This is a genomic window from Nocardiopsis akebiae (genome assembly GCF_018316795.1).
In the GTDB taxonomy this organism is placed as follows: Bacteria; Actinomycetota; Actinomycetes; order Streptosporangiales; family Streptosporangiaceae; genus Nocardiopsis; species Nocardiopsis dassonvillei.
The window spans coordinates 1,344,559-1,361,226 of record NZ_CP074132.1 but is presented as its reverse complement, the minus strand read 5'-3'; the positions used below and the strand labels follow the sequence as shown (position 1 = coordinate 1,361,226).

General features: G+C 72.8%; 16 protein-coding genes. 5 read left to right on the top strand and 11 right to left on the bottom strand.

The window, feature by feature from the left end; translation table 11 throughout:
- Positions 1 to 183: 183 nt before the first annotated feature.
- From KGD83_RS05895 to KGD83_RS05860, 8 genes are all read right to left on the bottom strand, one after another.
- Complete coding sequence (locus KGD83_RS05895) at positions 184 to 1,050, bottom strand: glycosyltransferase family 2 protein (protein WP_047867982.1); 867 nt, start codon at positions 1,048 to 1,050, stop codon at positions 184 to 186.
- A gap of 302 nt (positions 1,051 to 1,352) precedes the next feature.
- Entirely contained in the window at positions 1,353 to 2,123 is a 771-nt protein-coding gene (locus KGD83_RS05890; protein ID WP_212642883.1) for a CDP-alcohol phosphatidyltransferase family protein, read from the bottom strand.
- Positions 2,101 to 3,150: an iron-containing alcohol dehydrogenase family protein gene (locus KGD83_RS05885; protein ID WP_047867984.1), complete on the bottom strand. Its 1,050-nt coding sequence runs from the start codon at positions 3,148 to 3,150 to the stop codon at positions 2,101 to 2,103. The genes KGD83_RS05890 and KGD83_RS05885 overlap by 23 nt, the downstream gene beginning before the upstream one ends.
- 5 nt (positions 3,151 to 3,155) lie before the next feature.
- The gene (locus KGD83_RS05880) at positions 3,156 to 3,887 is read right to left on the bottom strand and encodes a phosphocholine cytidylyltransferase family protein (protein ID WP_013154871.1); all 732 of its coding nucleotides are present in this window, start codon (positions 3,885 to 3,887) and stop codon (positions 3,156 to 3,158) included.
- Positions 3,888 to 3,920: 33 nt separating this feature from the next.
- Positions 3,921 to 4,562 carry a DUF5941 domain-containing protein gene (locus KGD83_RS05875; RefSeq protein WP_394358095.1) on the bottom strand — a complete coding sequence of 214 codons (642 nt, stop codon included), beginning with the start codon at positions 4,560 to 4,562 and terminating at the stop codon, positions 3,921 to 3,923.
- 86 nt (positions 4,563 to 4,648) lie between these two features.
- Positions 4,649 to 5,620 carry a hypothetical protein gene (locus KGD83_RS05870; RefSeq protein ID WP_212642881.1) on the bottom strand — a complete coding sequence of 324 codons (972 nt, stop codon included), beginning with the start codon at positions 5,618 to 5,620 and terminating at the stop codon, positions 4,649 to 4,651.
- A gap of 216 nt (positions 5,621 to 5,836) precedes the next feature.
- Positions 5,837 to 6,733: an ABC transporter ATP-binding protein gene (locus KGD83_RS05865; protein WP_212642880.1), complete on the bottom strand. Its 897-nt coding sequence runs from the start codon at positions 6,731 to 6,733 to the stop codon at positions 5,837 to 5,839.
- Positions 6,733 to 7,575, bottom strand: a complete 843-nt coding sequence (locus tag KGD83_RS05860) for an ABC transporter permease (RefSeq protein ID WP_212642879.1) — start codon at positions 7,573 to 7,575, stop codon at positions 6,733 to 6,735. The genes KGD83_RS05865 and KGD83_RS05860 overlap by 1 nt, the downstream gene beginning before the upstream one ends.
- A 747-nt stretch (positions 7,576 to 8,322) precedes the next feature.
- Here KGD83_RS05860 and KGD83_RS05855 point away from each other — a divergent pair.
- Together KGD83_RS05855 and KGD83_RS05850 are read left to right on the top strand one after the other, a co-directional pair.
- On the top strand, positions 8,323 to 9,072 hold the full coding sequence (locus KGD83_RS05855; RefSeq protein ID WP_212642878.1) for an IspD/TarI family cytidylyltransferase: 750 nt from the start codon (positions 8,323 to 8,325) through the stop codon (positions 9,070 to 9,072).
- Positions 9,069 to 9,842 (top strand): glycerophosphodiester phosphodiesterase, encoded by a 774-nt coding sequence (locus KGD83_RS05850; protein ID WP_212642877.1) that lies wholly within the window; start codon positions 9,069 to 9,071, stop codon positions 9,840 to 9,842. The genes KGD83_RS05855 and KGD83_RS05850 overlap by 4 nt, the downstream gene beginning before the upstream one ends.
- A 73-nt stretch (positions 9,843 to 9,915) precedes the next feature.
- Here the strand turns inward: KGD83_RS05850 and KGD83_RS05845 are convergent, their stop codons facing one another.
- The 3 genes from KGD83_RS05845 to KGD83_RS05835 form a co-directional block, all read right to left on the bottom strand.
- Positions 9,916 to 10,992, bottom strand: a complete 1,077-nt coding sequence (locus KGD83_RS05845) for a DUF4429 domain-containing protein (protein ID WP_212642876.1) — start codon at positions 10,990 to 10,992, stop codon at positions 9,916 to 9,918.
- A 102-nt stretch (positions 10,993 to 11,094) separates the two neighbouring features.
- On the bottom strand, positions 11,095 to 12,090 hold the full coding sequence (locus KGD83_RS05840) for a glycosyltransferase family 2 protein (RefSeq protein ID WP_212642875.1): 996 nt from the start codon (positions 12,088 to 12,090) through the stop codon (positions 11,095 to 11,097).
- A gap of 124 nt (positions 12,091 to 12,214) precedes the next feature.
- A complete protein-coding gene (locus tag KGD83_RS05835) occupies positions 12,215 to 12,451 on the bottom strand; it encodes a TM2 domain-containing protein (RefSeq protein ID WP_212642874.1) in 237 nt (78 codons plus the stop codon).
- A 356-nt stretch (positions 12,452 to 12,807) separates the two neighbouring features.
- On the opposite strand from KGD83_RS05835, the gene KGD83_RS05830 reads away from it, so the two are divergent.
- The 3 genes from KGD83_RS05830 to KGD83_RS05820 all read left to right on the top strand — a co-directional run bounded on the left by KGD83_RS05830 (position 12,808) and on the right by KGD83_RS05820 (position 16,579).
- The gene (locus KGD83_RS05830) at positions 12,808 to 14,301 is read left to right on the top strand and encodes an LCP family protein (protein ID WP_212642873.1); all 1,494 of its coding nucleotides are present in this window, start codon (positions 12,808 to 12,810) and stop codon (positions 14,299 to 14,301) included.
- A 19-nt stretch (positions 14,302 to 14,320) separates the two neighbouring features.
- Positions 14,321 to 15,016, top strand: coding sequence for a YIP1 family protein (locus KGD83_RS05825; RefSeq protein ID WP_212642872.1), 696 nt, complete (start codon positions 14,321 to 14,323; stop codon positions 15,014 to 15,016).
- Between the two features lie 231 nt (positions 15,017 to 15,247).
- Positions 15,248 to 16,579 carry a UDP-glucose dehydrogenase family protein gene (locus KGD83_RS05820; RefSeq protein WP_212642871.1) on the top strand — a complete coding sequence of 444 codons (1,332 nt, stop codon included), beginning with the start codon at positions 15,248 to 15,250 and terminating at the stop codon, positions 16,577 to 16,579.
- Positions 16,580 to 16,668: the final 89 nt, after the last annotated feature.

Genomic DNA, 16,668 nt, shown 5'->3' with positions numbered 1-16,668 from the left:
GGCCCCGCTTCGCACCGAAGGAGCGCACCCGCAGGACGCGCCACCGCGCCGCGGCCACCGACTGAGCGAAGAGCCCCCTCGACCACTGGGTCCGAGGAGTTCTGGAACTCCGGGACCCGTCGGTCGAGGGGGCTCTTCGCTGTCGCGGCCGGGCCGTCTACGGGCGTCCGGGCCGGCCGGGGCTCAGATGATCGGCGGGCGTCCGGCGCGGGTCATCCTCCACGCGGTCGACCAGCTGATCGGGGTGCGCTGACCGGCCTCCTCGCGCCAGCCCTCCCGGAAGCCCCCGAACCACGAGCGCAGCGCGTCGCGGTCGCGCTCGCGCAGCACGGTCAGCCCGACCCAGGTGCCGAGGTAGGCCGCGGCCAGGGGCCAGGGCAGGTTGCGGCGGGCCAGCCACACCCGGTTGCGGGCGTTGAGCCGGTAGAAGTTCTCGTGCCGGGTCGGCGCCACCGCCGGGTGGTACATCACCGCGTCGGCGTCGTACTCGATCCCGTAGCCCGCGTCCATGATCCGCCAGGCGAGGTCGGTCTCCTCGTGCGCGTAGAAGAAGTCGCCCGGCAGACCGCCCCCGGCCTCGAAGGCGGTGCGCCGGATCGCGCACGCCCCGCCCAGGAACGTGGTCACCACGCTCGACTTGCGGGAGTCGCCCACGCGCAGGCGCGGCACGTGGCGGCGCTGGTCGGGGCCTCCGTCGGGGTCGGCGATGCGGAAGGACAGCGCGCCCAGCGACGGGTCGGCGGCGAAGCGCTCGCGCACGTGGCGGGCCAGGTCCCTGGAGCGGTACCAGCCGTCGTCGTCCAGGAAGAGGATGATGTCGCCGCTGGTCGCGCGCACCCCGTGGTTGCGCCCCTCGGGGATGCCCACGTTCTCCGGCAGGCGCACCCGCGTGACGCCCTCGGGCAGCTCCGGCAGGTCCGCGCCGTTGCCGACGACCACGACCTCGACGTCCGCGTCCTCCTGCTCGAACACGCTGGTGATGGCCCGGCGCAGCTCGGCGGGACGGTTGCCCATCGTCAGCAGGACGCAGGACAGGGTGGGCGCGGACACCTGGGGGCGGCTCCGTTCGGCTCTGGGCGCTGGGGAGACCGTCACCTCCGGCTTCTCCGGGCTCGGTGAGGACGGAATCACGGGTGTGGCCATGGTTGCGACCGTTCAGTGGACGAGACGTTACTGGAAGGTTGACACACGGCCAACGATCGCAGGAACAGACTAACGAAGGAATAAAGGGAAGGTGGACGGGACCGTGGACAGGGTAACCTGCACGGCCCCGTTCGTGACGTCAACGTCATCGGCGCGTCGTTCGTGACGTTCCGACCCGGTTCGGGACGGGGGCGCCCGAACCGTCCGCGCTATTCGAGGCGGCGCGAGGCGAGCACGCTCACGAAGTGCGCGAAGCTCATCAGCACGCCCACCGCGGCGCACGCCGCGACCAGGACCCGGGTGGCCGTCAGGTCGCCGAGGAAGGCGTCCACCACGGCCGCCACCACGACGATCAGGGACAGTTCCACGGCCTGGATGAGGCGGTGCACCATCAGCGCCGAGGCCAGGCGGCGGGCCAGGCTCAGACCGGACGAGCGCGGACGCATCGCCTCGTCCGAGACCTTCTCGGGCAGGCCCGCCTTGGCGCGTGCCACTACCACGTTGTCGGTCTCGGCCTTGATGAGCGCCACGCCGATCGCCGCGGCCATGCCCAGGACCACCCAGCCGCCCGCCTCCAACTCGCCCTGGGCGCGCACGCCCAGGCCGATGAGGAGCGCGATCTCGGACACGTAGTGGCCGATGCGGTCCAGGTAGATCCCGGCCACGCTGGTGCGTCCGGTGTAGCGGGCCACCTCGCCGTCGGAGCAGTCCAGCAGCAGGTACACCTGCACGAACAGCGCCGCCACGATCGCCGACCACAGGCCGCCGAAGGCGACCACGACCCCGGCGAGCACGCCGAAGGCCATCATCAGGTAGGTGATCGGGTTGGGGGGGACGCCGAGCCGGACGAAGAACGTGGTCAGGTACGGGGACAGGTCGCGCATGTAGAGGCGGCCCGCCCAGTGCTCCTCGTTCGTCCTCTCCTTGATGCCGGCGGGCTGGCCGCCCGCGCGGACCTCAGCGACCGACGGCTTCGACATAGTCCTTGACGCTCCGTCCGATCTCGTCCTCGGAGAGGTTCAGGTGTTCCAGGATGGTGAACCGGCCCGGACGGGTGTCCGGGGCGTGGACCACCGCCCGTGCGAACTCCGCCTCGTCGAGTCCGACGTCGGAGGGCACGACGGGCAGCTCGTGACGGATCAGGCAGTCGCGGATCTCGTTCATCCGCGCCTCCGACCAGTCCAGGTGCCGCACCCGCAGGAAGGACGCGTACAGCGCGCCCAGCCCGGCGAGTTCGCCGTGGTTGCTGGTGCCCGGGTGGAGCTGGGTGACCGCGTGCAGGATCTCGTGGCACGCGCCGCTGGCGGGGCGGCTGGACCCGGCCACCGACATGGCCATACCCGAGAGCACCAGGCCCTCGGCCAGCACCGTGAGGAAGGCCTCGGACTCCACCGAGTCCGGGCGGTGCAGGACCGCCTCGGCCGCGACCCTGGCGAAGGTGACGGACATGCCGTCCACCGGCTCGCCGTTGACCCGGCCCGCCAGTTCCCAGTCCTCGATGGCGGAGATGTTGCTGACCACGTCGCCGATGCCCGAGCGCACCAGGTGCGAGGGGGCCGCCCGGACGTAGTCGACGTCGATGACCACGGCGATGGGCATGGTCACGCCGATGGAGGGCTTGCCGCCCTCGTGCTCCAGCGAGCTGACCGGCGAGGCGATGCCGTCGTGCGCCAGGTTGGTGGCCACGGCCACCATGGGGATGCCCGCCATGGTGGCGGCGAACTTGGTCACGTCGATGGTCTTGCCGCCGCCGATCCCGGCGACCGCCTCGTAGGCGCCCGAGCGGAGCTTCTTGCCCAGCTCGGTCGCGGCGTCGACGGTGCCCTCCTCGACGTGGAAGACCTCGCAGTTGGGCAGGTCCAGCTCGGAGGCGATCTGCGCCCCCTGGCCCGGGCCGACGGCCACGGCGATGCGGCCCTCGGTGGCGATCCTGCGGTCGGCGAGCAGCGTCCCGAGGGACGCGACGGCTCCCCGGCGCACGTCGATGGCCAGCGGGGAGGGGAGCATGCGGGCTAGTAGCGGCATGCGATCTCCCTCGCCTTGGCCAGGTCGTCGTGGTTGTCGACCTCGACCCAGTCCACCTCGCCGATCGGCGCCACGGCGACCTTCTCGCCGCGGTTGACCAGCTCCTGGTAGCCGTCCTCGTAGTACAGCTGCGGGTCGCGCTCCCAGGTGGCCTTGAGGGCGTCGGCCAGACGGGCGTCCAGGGAGCCCTCGATGAGGGTGGCGCCGATGTACTCGCCCGCAGCGGTGGCCGGGTCCATGAGCTTGGTGATCGTGCGCAGGTGGCCCTCCTCGTCGAGGGTCACCTTCATCTCCTCGTCAGCGAGGCTTTTCACGCTGTCCACCGCGAGGAGCAGTTCCGGTCCCCGCGCGGCGAGTAGCGTTTCCTCGACGCTCACGGGGTGAACCGTGTCGCCGTTGACCAGGAGGACGCCCTCGGAGAAGAACTCGCGCGCGGTCCACAGGGAGTAGGCGTTGTTCCACTCCTCGGCCTTGTCGTTGTGGCTGAGGGTGAGCTTGACGCCGTGGCGCTCCTCCAGGGCCTCCTTGCGCGCCTCGACCGCCTCCGCGCGGTAGCCGACCACGACGACGACGTCGGTCAGCCCGGCCGCGGCCAGGTTGCGCAGCGAGATGTCCATGATGGTCGTCTCACCGTCGACGGGCACCAGCGCCTTGGGCAGGGTGTCGGTGTAGGGGCGTAGACGGCGCCCCGCGCCTGCGGCGAGAACCATTCCGAGCATGAGGGCGTGTTCCTCCTTAGTCGGGGAGGGCTCTCACGCCTCCCCGTTCGTTCCGGCGGCCGGTTGGCCCCCGTCTGCGTGGCCTGGTCGGGGGATCCGCGGATCCCCCGGGTCCGTGTCGCCCTCGCCGGGGGCGGCGCTGGCGCGTACGTCGGCCACCGGTGTCGCGCTCCAGGTGCGCACGGCCTCGCGGACGAACAGCACCGCCAGGTATCCGGCGAGTATGCCGTAGGCGGGGGCGAGCGCGTGCAGCGCTCCTCCGACCGCGATGACGAGCATGCGGCCGTCCCAGCCGAGGGCCGCGGCGCGCACCCCTGCGGGGCGGGCCGCGCCGACCGCGGGACGGGCCACGTCGTCGCCGTGGTGACAGGCGACCGCCATCAAGAGTACGAACACCAGTGGACCCGGTACACCGGACGCCAGCCCCAGGACCGCCAGGTATCCGTACTCGGTGACGCGCAGGACGGGTGGCACGAGCCAGTCGAACCGTCCGTCGTGGGGATGGCTCGAGGCCAGTCCGGACAGTAGCAGGGCAGCGACCGGTGCGAACAGGGTAATGCCTGCCAGCCGTCCGTGGCCTGCCGCCAGGAGCGTTCCGACGACCAGGAGTCCGGTGAGCGCCGTGAGCAGGGGCGGCGCTCCCCCCGGGGCGATCCGGCCGAGCAGCAGCGCCATGTGACTGTCATCACGGAGAAACCGCAGGTCGGGACGGACCGGGACGTACCGGGCCCGGTCCGAACCCCCGTGCGCGGCGCTCGCGTTCACCGTCGGCTCCGCGCGGGATCGGCGAGTCGGGCGGTGGCCGCGACGACGCAGCCGACGACGAGGGTGACGAAGGCGACGCGCGCGTCCCAGAGCGTGGCGGTCACCGCGATGGCCAGGAAGCGCACGGGTTGGGGGAAGTCCGTGATCCGGCGCAGCGGCGAGGGGGCGGGCAGGTGGGGACGGGCGTCGGCGCCGTCCGAGGCGCGGACCCGGTCGGAGGCCCCGTTCGGCGAGGCTCCGTCGGAGCGGGCCCCCTCCTCGGGGTCTCCGTACGAGGGGGCCCCGTGCCTGACGGCCCCGTTCACCCGGGCGCCGTTGGCGGGGACGGCGTTCACCGCGGGCCCGTTCACGGCCGTCGCGTCGGCACGGGCCCCGGCGGGGGCGCGGACCGGGCGCGAGCCGCCCGCTGTGCCGTCCACCACAGTGGCGCCGAACAGCCGCGCGGTCAGTCCCGGGTCGCTGACGCGCGGCCCCTGGGTCGGGCGGGGCGCCAGACCCCCCAGGAGGCCGCCAGCGGGCCCCTGAGCGGACGGCTGGGGTCTCCTTCGGCCCGGCCCCGGCTCGGGGCCGGCCGGAGCGGACCCGGCCGCCAGGAGCGAGTCGCGCAGGGCCAGGGCGACGAGCGCGCCCGCGGCCCACCCCCAGGCCCCGCCGATCCCGGCTGCCACGGCGCCCGCCGCCAGGCCGAGGTAGACCGCGTACTCGCGCAGCTGCGACAGCATGGCCGCGAGCCACAGGGTGAGGGCGTCGTGCCGGTCGGCCCGCATGCGCTCGCGGACCGCGTCGCAGAACAGGACCGCGCCGAGGAAGGCCGAGCCCGCCAGGCCGCCGACCGCGTCGGCGCGGGAGAACCAGACCGCCGCGCCGACGGCGCCCAAGACGCCGATCCGGGCCATCCCGGCGCGGGTGACGTGTCGGCGTTCGAGCATCCGCGCGGCCAGCCGCGCCACGGTGCCGCTGTGGGCCATGGACGTGTCCTCTCCCAGCTCTGATGGGAGACACCGTTTCTCACTCTTCGTAACGGTTCAATCACTGACACACGCGAGGATCGTCGCGACGGGACGGGGCGGCGCGGCCCCCTGTCCGGACATGCGGTGAAAAGCCGGACGCGCACCGCCGGACGGACTCCGGTGGTGCGCGTCGGTGCGTCAGCGCGTTCGGGGGGCCGGGCGGGCCCGGGCGGCTCAGGCCGCCTGGCCGTCGTCGCCGCCGCCCTTGTCGGCCTCGGCGGCCTCGGCGGCCTTCCTGGCCTTCTCCTCCGCGCGCTTCTTCTTCTCGGCGTCGCGCTTCTTGCGCTCCTCGATCTCCGCCTGGGTGTCGTCGTTGTAGGCGGCGAGCGCGGCGTCGATGTCGGTGTCCAGGGCGAGCCCGCCGTCCTTGACGTAGAGCCCGCGGTTGCAGAACCGGCGCAGGTCCCTCTCGCTGTGCGACACCAGGACCATCGTGCGCTGGTTGGCCAGCATGCGGTCGATGGCCTCGTAGCACTTGCGCTTGAAGGCCTTGTCGCCGACCGCGAGCACCTCGTCGACCAGCATGATCGGGTGCTCCAGCTGGGAGATCAGCGCGAAGCCGAGCCGGACCTTCATGCCGCTGGAGTAGTGGCGCACCGGGGTGTCCACGAACTTGGGCTTGATCTCGGCGAAGTCGATGATCTCGTCGAAGCGCTCGTCGATCTGCTTCTCGGTCATCCCGTGCAGGGATCCGACCAGGTACACGTTCTCGCGGCCGGTCAGGTTGTCGTTGAACCCGGCGCGCAGCTCCAGCAGCGGGGCGACCTTGCCGTGGACGTGCACCTCGCCCTCGTCGGGGATGAGCACCCCGGCGATCAGCTTGAGCAGGGTCGACTTGCCGGTGCCGTTCTTGCCCACGATGCCCACGCACTCGCCGCGTCCGATCTCGAACGCGACGTCGCGCAGCGGCCAGAACTCGTCGCCCTCGGCGTTGGGGTCGCGCTTGGTGCCGTGGATGAACATCTCGCGCAGGCTGCGCTTGCGTCGGCGGTTCACGGCGAACTTGACGCCGAGGCCCTTGGCCTCGATGACCGGACCGGTGGTCCCGGCGCCGTAGGTCGTCTGCGCCATCACAGCTCCTTCAGGACGGACATCTCCAGACGGCGGAACGTCCAGTATCCGATGATCAGCATGAGGACCGAACCGACCACCGACGAGGTCAGCGCGAGCGTGCTCGGGGTGAGTTCGTCGAACCCGGCGAACCACACGGCACGGTGCATCTCGAAGATACCCAGCAGCGGGTTCAACTGGAAAAGTGTCTTCGCCCACTCGGGAACCGTGGTCGAGTCGAGGACCATCGTGGCCGGGAAGAGGATCGCCGAGCCGTAGAACAGGATGCGGGAGGCGATGCGCACCAGGCGCTCGACGTCGCGCAGCAGCACGTTGACCGCGGACAGGAAGAGGGTGAGGCCCAGACCGAAGGCGAACTGGAGCACGACGGCCAGCGGCAGCCACACCAGCACGCCCTCCCACGAGGGCCTGCCGCCGAGGAAGATCACGAAGATGATCAGCACGGGCCAGGTGAGCAGGTATTCGGCGAACTTCGTGCCGACCGTGGCGATGGGGAAGATCTCCCGCGGCACCTTCATCGTGGTGATCAGCTTGGCGTGCGTGATCATCGCGCGGGGCGCCTCGGACAGGATCGCCCCGAAGGTGTTCCAGGGCAGGATCCCGGCCACGAGGAACAGCAGGAAGCCGCCGGGGGCATCCTCCGGCATACCCCGTTGTGCGTTGAGGATGACGCCGAAGACGACGAAGTAGACCCCCGTCAGAGCCAGCGGCTCCAACATCGTCCACGCGTACCCCAGTACGGACTGCTGGTACTTGACCTTCAGGTCGCGCCGGACCAGGAGGCCGACGACCTTCCGGTGCTCCCAGACGGCCAGCGCCCTTGACGCCACCGCCACCTCCAAGGGTTGATGTCTCGTCCGGTCCACGCTGAGGCCGGACGGGCGTGCTCGTACTCGCCTGTGCGCACCGGCCGGGATACGCGGTCCACCCCGTACGGCGTACCGAAACGGGGGAGCGTGTCCGGGCGACCGGGGGATGTCACGGACCGCGCCCGGTTCAACGACCGCTTCCGGGAGGAGGTCGGCACCGGGCACGCCATACAGGCGTCCATAGGTTACCGCTGCGAACGACGGGCTGTGCCACCCCACCTGTCACCAATGCGTGTTTTGTACCTTCGCCCAGAGAGGCCGGAAGAGGCGTGCGGAGGCCGTGCGGGGACGGAGGGCCGTGTGGAACGGGGCGCCTTGCCGGTCGGAGGCGCCGTCGGGCGGGGGTGCGCGGACGGGTGCGGCACCGGCGGAAGCGGTGTCGTGCTGCGGAGTCGCCGGGCGGAGGCGCCGCGCGGCGGACCGTCGGCTAGCCTCGGCCGGGAGGGCACCGGGCCCGTGGAAGCGCGCCGGATCGCGGAGGCGCGGAACCGCGGGCCGCACGTCGTCGTTGGGCGGCACGGTGTACGTGGACAGCACGGCGCTCGGGCGGCACGGTGTCGGCGGGTCCGGAGGAAACTGCGCTCGGAGCGCGTCCGTTGAGGGTGCTGGAGGGCGACAGGCGGGACCCCTGTACATCCAGGAAACCCGAACGCGACCGGGCGCACCAGGGGTATCCGGCCGCTGTGGACGGCGGCCGTGGACGACGGAAGAGGTGGAGCCATGCGTCCGCGCGTGATCGCGGCGGTTCTGGCCGGAGGGGTGGGCGCGCGGATGGGCGCGCCCGCGCCCAAGCAGTTGCTGCCCTTGGAGGGCCGACCCATCCTGGAGCACGCGATCGCCGCCTTCGAGGCGTGCCCGGACGTCGACGAGATCGTCGTGCTCATGGTGGAGGAGTACCTCGACCGGGTCCGGGAGATCGTCGACGCGGCCGGGTTCACCAAGGTCACCGCGGTGCTCCCCGGCGGAGCGACCCGCACCGGCACCTCCCTCGCCGCCCTGGCCGCGATGGGCGGCGCCGCCGACACCGACCTGGCTCTGCTGCACGACGCCGCGCGCCCGCTCGTGAGCCCGGCCGTCATCAGCGCGTGCGTGGCGGCGCTGGCGGAGGCGGGCGCGGTCGGGGTGGCGGTGCCCAGCGCCGACACCGTGGTGCGGGTGGCCCCCGGCGGCTCCGGCGGCGAGGTCATCGCGCAGGTCCCCCCGCGTGCGGAGCTGCGCAGGATGCAGACCCCGCAGGGCTTCCGGCTCGGCGTGGTCCGCCGCGCCTACGAGCTGGCCGCGGCCGACCCGGACCTGGTGGCCACCGACGACTGCGGCGTGGTGCTGCGGTACCTGCCGGAGGAGGAGGTGCGGATCGTGCCGGGAGAGGAGACGAACATCAAGGTGACGAACCCGGGCGACGTGGAGGTCGCCGAGACGCTGCTGCGCCGCGCGCGCGAGCGCGCCGCCCTGTCGGGGGCGGACGCGTGAGCCGGGTCTTCGAGGCGACCGAGGTGGTCGGGCACCGCGGCGCGGGGCGCGGCGTGGTGGACGGCGCCCGGGAGAACACGCCGGAGTCCTACGCCGCGGCGGCGCGGGCCGGGGCGCACTGGATCGAGATAGACGTGCGCCGCACCGCCGACGACGCGCTGGTGCTCTACCACAACGCCGCCCTGGACGACGGCCGCGCGGTCGTGGAGCTGACCGCGCGCGAGTGCGCCGGTGCCGGGCTGGTCGGCCTGGAGGAGGGCCTGGCCGCGATCCCGGCCGGGGTGGGCCTGGACGTGGACGTCAAGTCGGTGATGGAGGACGCGGTCGACGCCCCCTCGCGCCGGACGGTCTCGCTGCTCCTGCCGTACCTGCGCAGGGAGGCCGGGCGGCGCCGGGTGTTCGTCTGCTCCTTCGATCCGGGCGTCCTGCTCGCCGTCCGAGAGGAGGCTCCGGCGGTGCCCACGGCGTGGATGCCGTTCGTGCGCAACCCGCTGGACCAGGCCGTGGCGGGCGCCGCCGGGATGGGGTGCCCGGTGGTGGCGATCGACGCGCGCTCGTTCGGGCTGTCCGGTGACGCTCCCCGCCCGGACCGCCGGTCGGTGGAGTACACCGTGGACCTGGCGCACCGGGCGGGGATCGAGGTCGTCTCCTGGTGCCCGGACCCGGTGGACGCGGCGCGGTTCGCCGAGGCGGGGATGGACGCGGTCGTGGTGGACGACGTCCCCGGGGCGGTGTCCGCGCTCAAGGGCGGCGCCTCCGCGGAGTCCTGAACCGGGTTCCCGTCCCGCCGCGCCGACCCCGCCGACCGGGTTCCGCCGCCCGGTCCCGGGACCGGGCGGGGCCTCAGATCCGGCCGAGCAGCTCGGCCTTCTTGGCGGAGAACTCCTCGTCGGTGAGCAGTCCCCTGGCGTGCAGCTCGCCCAGGCTCTCGATCTGCCGGAAGATCCACTCGGTGTCGGGTCGACCGCTCTCCTCCTCCGCGGCGGCCCCGGCCCGCAGCGCCGGGGCCGTTCCGCCCTCCGCCGCCGGTCCCGCCCCGGGCCCGGCGCCCTCCCCGGTGTCCACGCCCGCGTCCGCGTTCGGAGCCGCGGACCCCGCGGACAGGCTCCGCAGCTGGTCGGTCGAGCGCACCGCCGCGTCCAGCCACCACCTCGGGTCCCTGAGCCTGGCCGCGACGCCGCGCCCGTCCCGTCCCCCGGGCCCCGACGCCTCCGCGGCCCACACGTGGGCGGTGACCGCCGCGGCCATGAGCAGGGTGTCGTAGCCCTCCGCCCCCTCCTCGGCGACGAGGGCGTGCAGGTCCTGCTTGGGCTTGCCGGTGTCCTTGCCGCCGGTGTCGGCGGTGACCAGGCGCATGTAGCCCCACTCCCAGCCGTCGGAGGGCGCCCAGTCGACCCCGGTGATCTCGGAGAGGTCGTACTCACGGCGCTGCGCCCTGCGCTTGCGCCCGCCCGCCTCGCCGCCGGACCAGACCAGGCGCACGGTGGAGCCGTCCAGGGTCGCGGTCCCCTCGGAGGTCTGGATGTGGAAGGGCAGCCGGGGCACCAGGCGCACGGCCGTGTCCGGGGCGGGCGGCCCGCTCTGCTCGGCGGCGAAACGGATCTGGTCGGCCAGGTACTCGGCGACCAGTTCTCCGCTGGCCTGGCCGGTGAGCCGGAAGGGCTGGGACTTCTCCTTGAGCATCGCGCCGACCGCCGCGTAGGGGTCGGTCCGCTCGTGCAGGCGCAGTTGCAGCAGCCACCCCTTCCTGGGGCCCGCTCCGGGCTGGAAGTCGACCTCGGCGATCGCGGCCACGGGGAGTTCGAGCTGTCCGATCCGTTTGAGCAGGGGGTCCTTGAACCAGCCCTGTGCCTCGTACCTGATCGCGACCGTCTCACCGTCGAACCGCCACACGGCCTGGTTGCCGCGCAAGTCGTCCATGACACCCGCTTTCCCTCGCCCGTCCCTCACCCCTGCTTAGCAGAAGGCCCCCTCCCGTACGAGAGGGGGCCGAGGCCGGAAGCGGCCGGAGGGGAGGGCGGCTCAGGTCCGGGCGGCCTGCGCCGTGCGCGAGTCCGAGCCGAGTCCGGGTGGGCTGGTGATGAACCCCGCGCCCCAGGACATGTGCATGGTGGCCAGCGCGAGCGGGATCATCGGCAGGCTGGCGGCGGGCAGGCCGCGGCCGAGCGGCACCGACGCGGCGGTGACCAGGGCCAGGTAGGCGGCCGGGACCAGGAACAGCGGCCAGAGGAAGAAGCCGCCCACCAGCCCGGCGACCACACCGGCCAGGGCGACGGGCGGGGCCAGGTAGCGCAGGTTGATGGTGCCCTTGTGCTGGCGGGAGACCACCCTGCGCCAGCGGCCGTAGTGGAAGTACTGCTTGGCGAGCAACCGCACGTTGCGCCGGGGGCGGTAGGACACCCGCATGCGCGGCTGGAACCACACCGTGCCGCCGGTGGTGCGGATGCGGTGGTTCATCTCCCAGTCCTGGGCCCGCAGGAACGCCTCGTCGTAGCCGCCGACCCGCTCCAGCGCCGAGCGCCGGAAGACGCCCAGGTACACGGTGTCGGCCGGGCCGCCCTCGCCGCCGGTGTGGAAGCGCGCGTTGCCCACGCCCACCTTCGAGGTCATGGCGGCGGCGACCGCCTTCTCCCACGGGGTCGTGCCCTCGGCGGCCATGATCCCGCCGACGTTGTCGGCGCCGGTCTCGCGGAGCGTCTCCACGGCCACCCGCAGGTAGTCCGAGGGCATCATGGCGTGCCCGTCGATGCGGGCGACGATGTCGTGCGAGGAGGCCCCGATGGCGGCGTTGAGCCCGGAGGGGGTCCTTCCCGTGGGGTTGTCCACCACCTTCACGCGCGGGTCGGCGGCGGCGATCCCGTCGGCGACCTCGCGGGTGCGGTCCGAGGAGGGCCCGACCCCGAGCACGACCTCCAGTTCGCCCGGGTATTCCTGGGCGAGGACGTGCTCCACCGCGGCGGCGAGGTGGCGCTCTTCGTTGAGTACGGGCATGACGACGGAGACAGGCGGCCAGGACACGGGCACTTCCCAGGGTCAAGACGTGTCGGGACTGCGTAGGAGGGTGTCGTACGCGCGTCAACGGTACTGCACGACCGCCGCGGCCCCGGCCCGGCTGAGTCCGCCGGGCCGGGGCCGCCGTGGTTCAGGCCTGGTTCTTGACGGGCCTGCCCTCGGCGTCCTTGAACGAGCCGACGATGATCATGATCAGGTCGATGAGCGTCCACACCCCGGCGCCGCCGCAGGTGAGGATCATCAGGACGCCGGTGCCGATCTTGCCCGTGTAGAAGCGGTGGACGCCGATCGTGCCCAGGAACAGGCAAAGCAGGAGGGCCACGAGCCAGCTCCTGCTGGAGACGGCCTCGGGGTAGGGGTGGGTCACTGGAACTCCGTGCTGCGAGAGGGATGTGTGAGGGGAACCGCGAGCGGCTGGTGCGCCCGTGCGGACCCTGCCGGACACGGCAGGGGCCCCGTTCGGCCGTGGGCCGGGCCCGGCGTGGCCGGGCCAGGACATTGTCACCGCATCGGAGCGCGATTTCGGTCACGTGGAGGTACCGGATACGGCTCAGGATGACACCGCCCACGCGGAACCCCCGCGCAGTTCACGGCGTCACAACAAGGAGAGGGACAGGCAAAGAGGAGGACAACACGCCGGGGGTTGACATCCCGCGCGCTTCGGCGAATCGGGTGACAACCTAGAGATAAGGACACCGTTGACCGGTTGGGACGGGGACGCCGATGAGCGATGACAGGGCGGGACGGCAGGGACCCGCGAAGGAGTTCCGCCGCCGGCGCTCGCAGCCCCTCCCGCCCGAACGCTCCCCCAGGTCCGGCCGGGTGACCGTGCCCAGCGCCGCCACGCGTCGGCGCCGCACCGGCCTGCTGGTGATGAGCGCTCTGTCGGCTCTGGTCCTGCTCGCCTCGGGCACCTCGTGGGCGCTCACCGGTTGGATGTCGGGGGCCCTGAACCGGTTCGACGTGTTCGGCGGCCTGTCCGAGGAGGGCCGCCCCGAGCAGACCGGCGGCCTGACCTTCCTGGTGATCGGCTCCGACAACCGGGACGAGATGAGCAGTGAGGCCCAGGAGGACCTGAGCGTGGGCTCCACCCCGGGCCAGCGCTCCGACAGCATGATGCTGGTGCGGCTCAACCACGACCGCGACCAGCTCACCGTCGTCGGCATCCCCCGGGACCTGTGGGTGGACGTCCCCGGCCAGGGCCCCGACAAGATCAACGCCGCCTACGCCCACGGCGGGCCCCAGCTGGCCGTGCGGACCGTGGAGTCGGTGACCGACGTGCGCGTCGACCACTACGTCGAGGTGGACTTCAACGGCTTCGTGGACGTGGTGGACGCCCTGGGCGGCGTCGAGGTGTGCCTGCCCGAGGCGATCCACGACCCCAAGGCCCAGCTGGACATGGAGGCGGGCACGCACCGGGTGGACGGGGCGGGGGCCCTGGCCTTCTCCCGCACCCGCGCCACCTCGCGCGGCGACCTGGACCGGATCGAGCGCCAGCAGCAGGTCCTGTCCGCGATGCTCGACCAGGCCATGAGCACCGAGACGCTCTCCGACCCGGCCAAGCTGACCGACTTCCTGGACAGCGCCCTGTCGTCGGTGACCGTGGACCAGGGGCTGGACACCAGCACCATCAACGAGCTCGCCTACCAGATGCGCGACATCGACCTGGGCGAGGTCACCTTCACCCAGGTGCCCATCGCCGACATGGAGTACTGGACGCCGCGCGGCGACGTCGCCGTGCTGTGGGACGAGCCCGCCGCCCGCGAGCTGTTCGCCGCGGTCCGGGCCGACCGGCCCGTCGACGGGTCCGGGGAGGAGGACCGGTCGGGGTCCGAGCCGCGGCCCGACGACATCCGGGTCCAGGTGTTCAACGGGATCGGCACCGCGGGCCTGGGCGCGCAACTGGACGCCGAACTGGCCGCCGCCGGGTTCCAGGTGGCCTCCCCGGCGCAGAACTGGAGCAGCCTCGACGTCGCCACCACCCAGGTGCGCCACGGCCCCGACGACGCGGCCGCGGCCGAGTACGTGGCCGGGATGATGCCGGGCTCGCAGACGGTCGAGGACAACGCCCTGGGCGGTGAGCTCCAGATCGTGATCGGGTTCGACTACACGGCGTTCGAGGCCCCGCAGACCGCGGACGCCGCCCCGGGGGAGGAGCCATCGGCCACGGAGGAGGCCGGTTCGGTCTCGACCGCGCGGGAGAACGTCTGCGGGTGACGCGAGGGAAGGAATCACCGTGCTGCACCATCTGGCAGGCCTGCTCGGCGGCGTCGCCCTGACCCCCGTGCTGTGGGTCGCCGCGGCCTGGTCGTCCGGCCTGCTCCCCCGGTTCGCCGAGGGGGAGGTGACCGTGGCGACGGTGTCGTCGGCGGTGGTGCTGGGGCTGCTGGGGGCGGTGTGCGCCTACCTGGTGGCGTCCCGGCTGTCGCCGCTGGTGGCCGGGGCCAGCGGCGCCCTGCTCACGGCGCTGAGCCTGTGGCCGGTCGCGCACCCGGCGTCCATGGGGGCGGCGCTGTCCTGGCTGAACGAGGACAGCTTCCTCTACCCCTCGGGCGCGGGTCTGGCCGTGGCGCTCCCGCTGGGGACGCTGCTGCTCTTCTCCGCCGCGATGCCCCTCCGCTGGCGTGCCGCGGGCGACGGGGCCCCGCCCTCCGAGCGCCGGGTCGTGGCCCGCGCCAGCCGGGAGGAGTACCGGCGCGGGGCGGTCGGTGACACGGTCCCCGACGCGGTCCCCGGCGTCCCGGACCCGGCGTGGCCCGCCGACGACCCCGCCGCCGGCCCCGGTGCCGGGTTCGGCGGCGATCCCGGCGGCTTCGAGGACGACCCGGACAAGACGACCACGCCCTTCAGCCGCGGGGAGGACGGCTCCGGGTGGACGCCCCTGGACGGGGGCGGGCGCGGGCGCGGGCCGAGATTCGGTCGGAGGCGCTGAACACGCCCCCGTGGCCGATACGCCGCGCCCACCGGTAGCCTGAGCGCCTGACTGTTCACGCGGCGTTCGGTCGTGCGCCACGCCCCGGCGCGTAAGGTGATGCATCGCGCCCCCGGGCACACCCGTAGGCTGAACAATGTCCGTTTTCTGCCCTCAAGCAGGGTGTTGACCGCCTTCAGCGGGCACAACCAGCGAAACGGGAGCGGACGAAAGCGAGGAAGGACACCACCAGTGGTCGAAGCGGACCGTATGCGCGTCTCCGTCATCGGTACCGGGTACCTGGGTGCCACCACCGCGGCCTGCCTGGCCGAGATGGGGTTCGAGGTCCTGGGACTCGACGTCGACGACGCCAAGATCGACATGCTCCGCTCCGGCAGGGTCCCCTTCTTCGAGCCCGGGCTCGAAGAGCTGCTCACCGCCAACCTGGGGACCGGCCGCCTGCACTTCACGACCTCCTTCGCCGAGGCCGCGGAGTTCGCCGACCTGCACCTGATCTGCGTGGGCACCCCTCAGCGCGACGACTCCGGCGCGGCCGACCTGCGCTACGTCAACGCGGCGGTGGACCAGTTGGCCCCGCACCTGACCCGCCCCACCGTGGTCGTGGGCCGCTCCACCGTTCCGGTGGGCACCGCGGCCACCCTGGCCGCCCGGCTGTCCGCGCTGGCCCCCGTCGGCGAGGAGGCCGAGCTGGGGTGGAGCCCGGAGTTCCTGCGCGAGGGCTTCGGGGTGGAGGACACCCTGCACCCGAACCGGATCGTGATCGGCACCGACTCCCCCCGGGTCGAGAAGGCCGTGCGCGCCCTGTGGCAGCGCCAGATCGACGACGGCGTCCCCTTCCTGCTGACCGACCTCCAGACCGCCGAGCTGGTCAAGGTGTCGGCCAACGCCTTCCTGGCCACGAAGATCTCCTTCATCAACGCCATGGCGGAGGTGTCGGAGGTGGCCGGGGCCGACGTCATCCAGCTGGCCGAGGCGCTGTCCTACGACGACCGCATCGGCGGCAAGTTCCTCGGCCCGGGCCTGGGCTTCGGCGGCGGCTGCCTGCCCAAGGACATCCGCGCGTTCATGGCGCGCGCCGACGAGCTGGGCGTGGAGCCCGCGCTGTCCTTCCTGCGCGAGGTGGACGCGATCAACCAGCGCCGCCGCGCGCGCACCATCGACATAGCCCGCCAGCTGATCGGCGGGAGCTTCGCCGGGCGCACGGTGACCGTGCTGGGCGCGGCGTTCAAGCCCAACTCCGACGACATCCGCGACTCGCCCGCCCTGGACGTGGCCTCCACCATCGCCTCCCTGGGCGCACAGGTGACGGTGTACGACCCGCGGGCGCTGGAGCGGGCGCGCGAGGCGCACCCGGAGCTGAACTACGCCGACTCCATGCTGGCGGCGGCGCGCGGCGCCGACGTGGTGCTGCTGCTCACCGAGTGGGCGGAGTTCCGCGAGGCCAACCCGGAGGAGCTGGCCGGGGTGGTGGCCCGCAAGCGCATCGTGGACGGGCGCAACGCGCTCGACCCCACGTACTGGCGCGCCTCGGGGTGGACCTACCGGGCGCTGGGCCGCCAGTAGCCCCTCCCCCTCGTCACGCACGACGGCCGGGCCCGCGCGGGCCCGGCCGTCCGCTTTTTCGTCCGGAACCCCGATCGCGACGCGTCGAC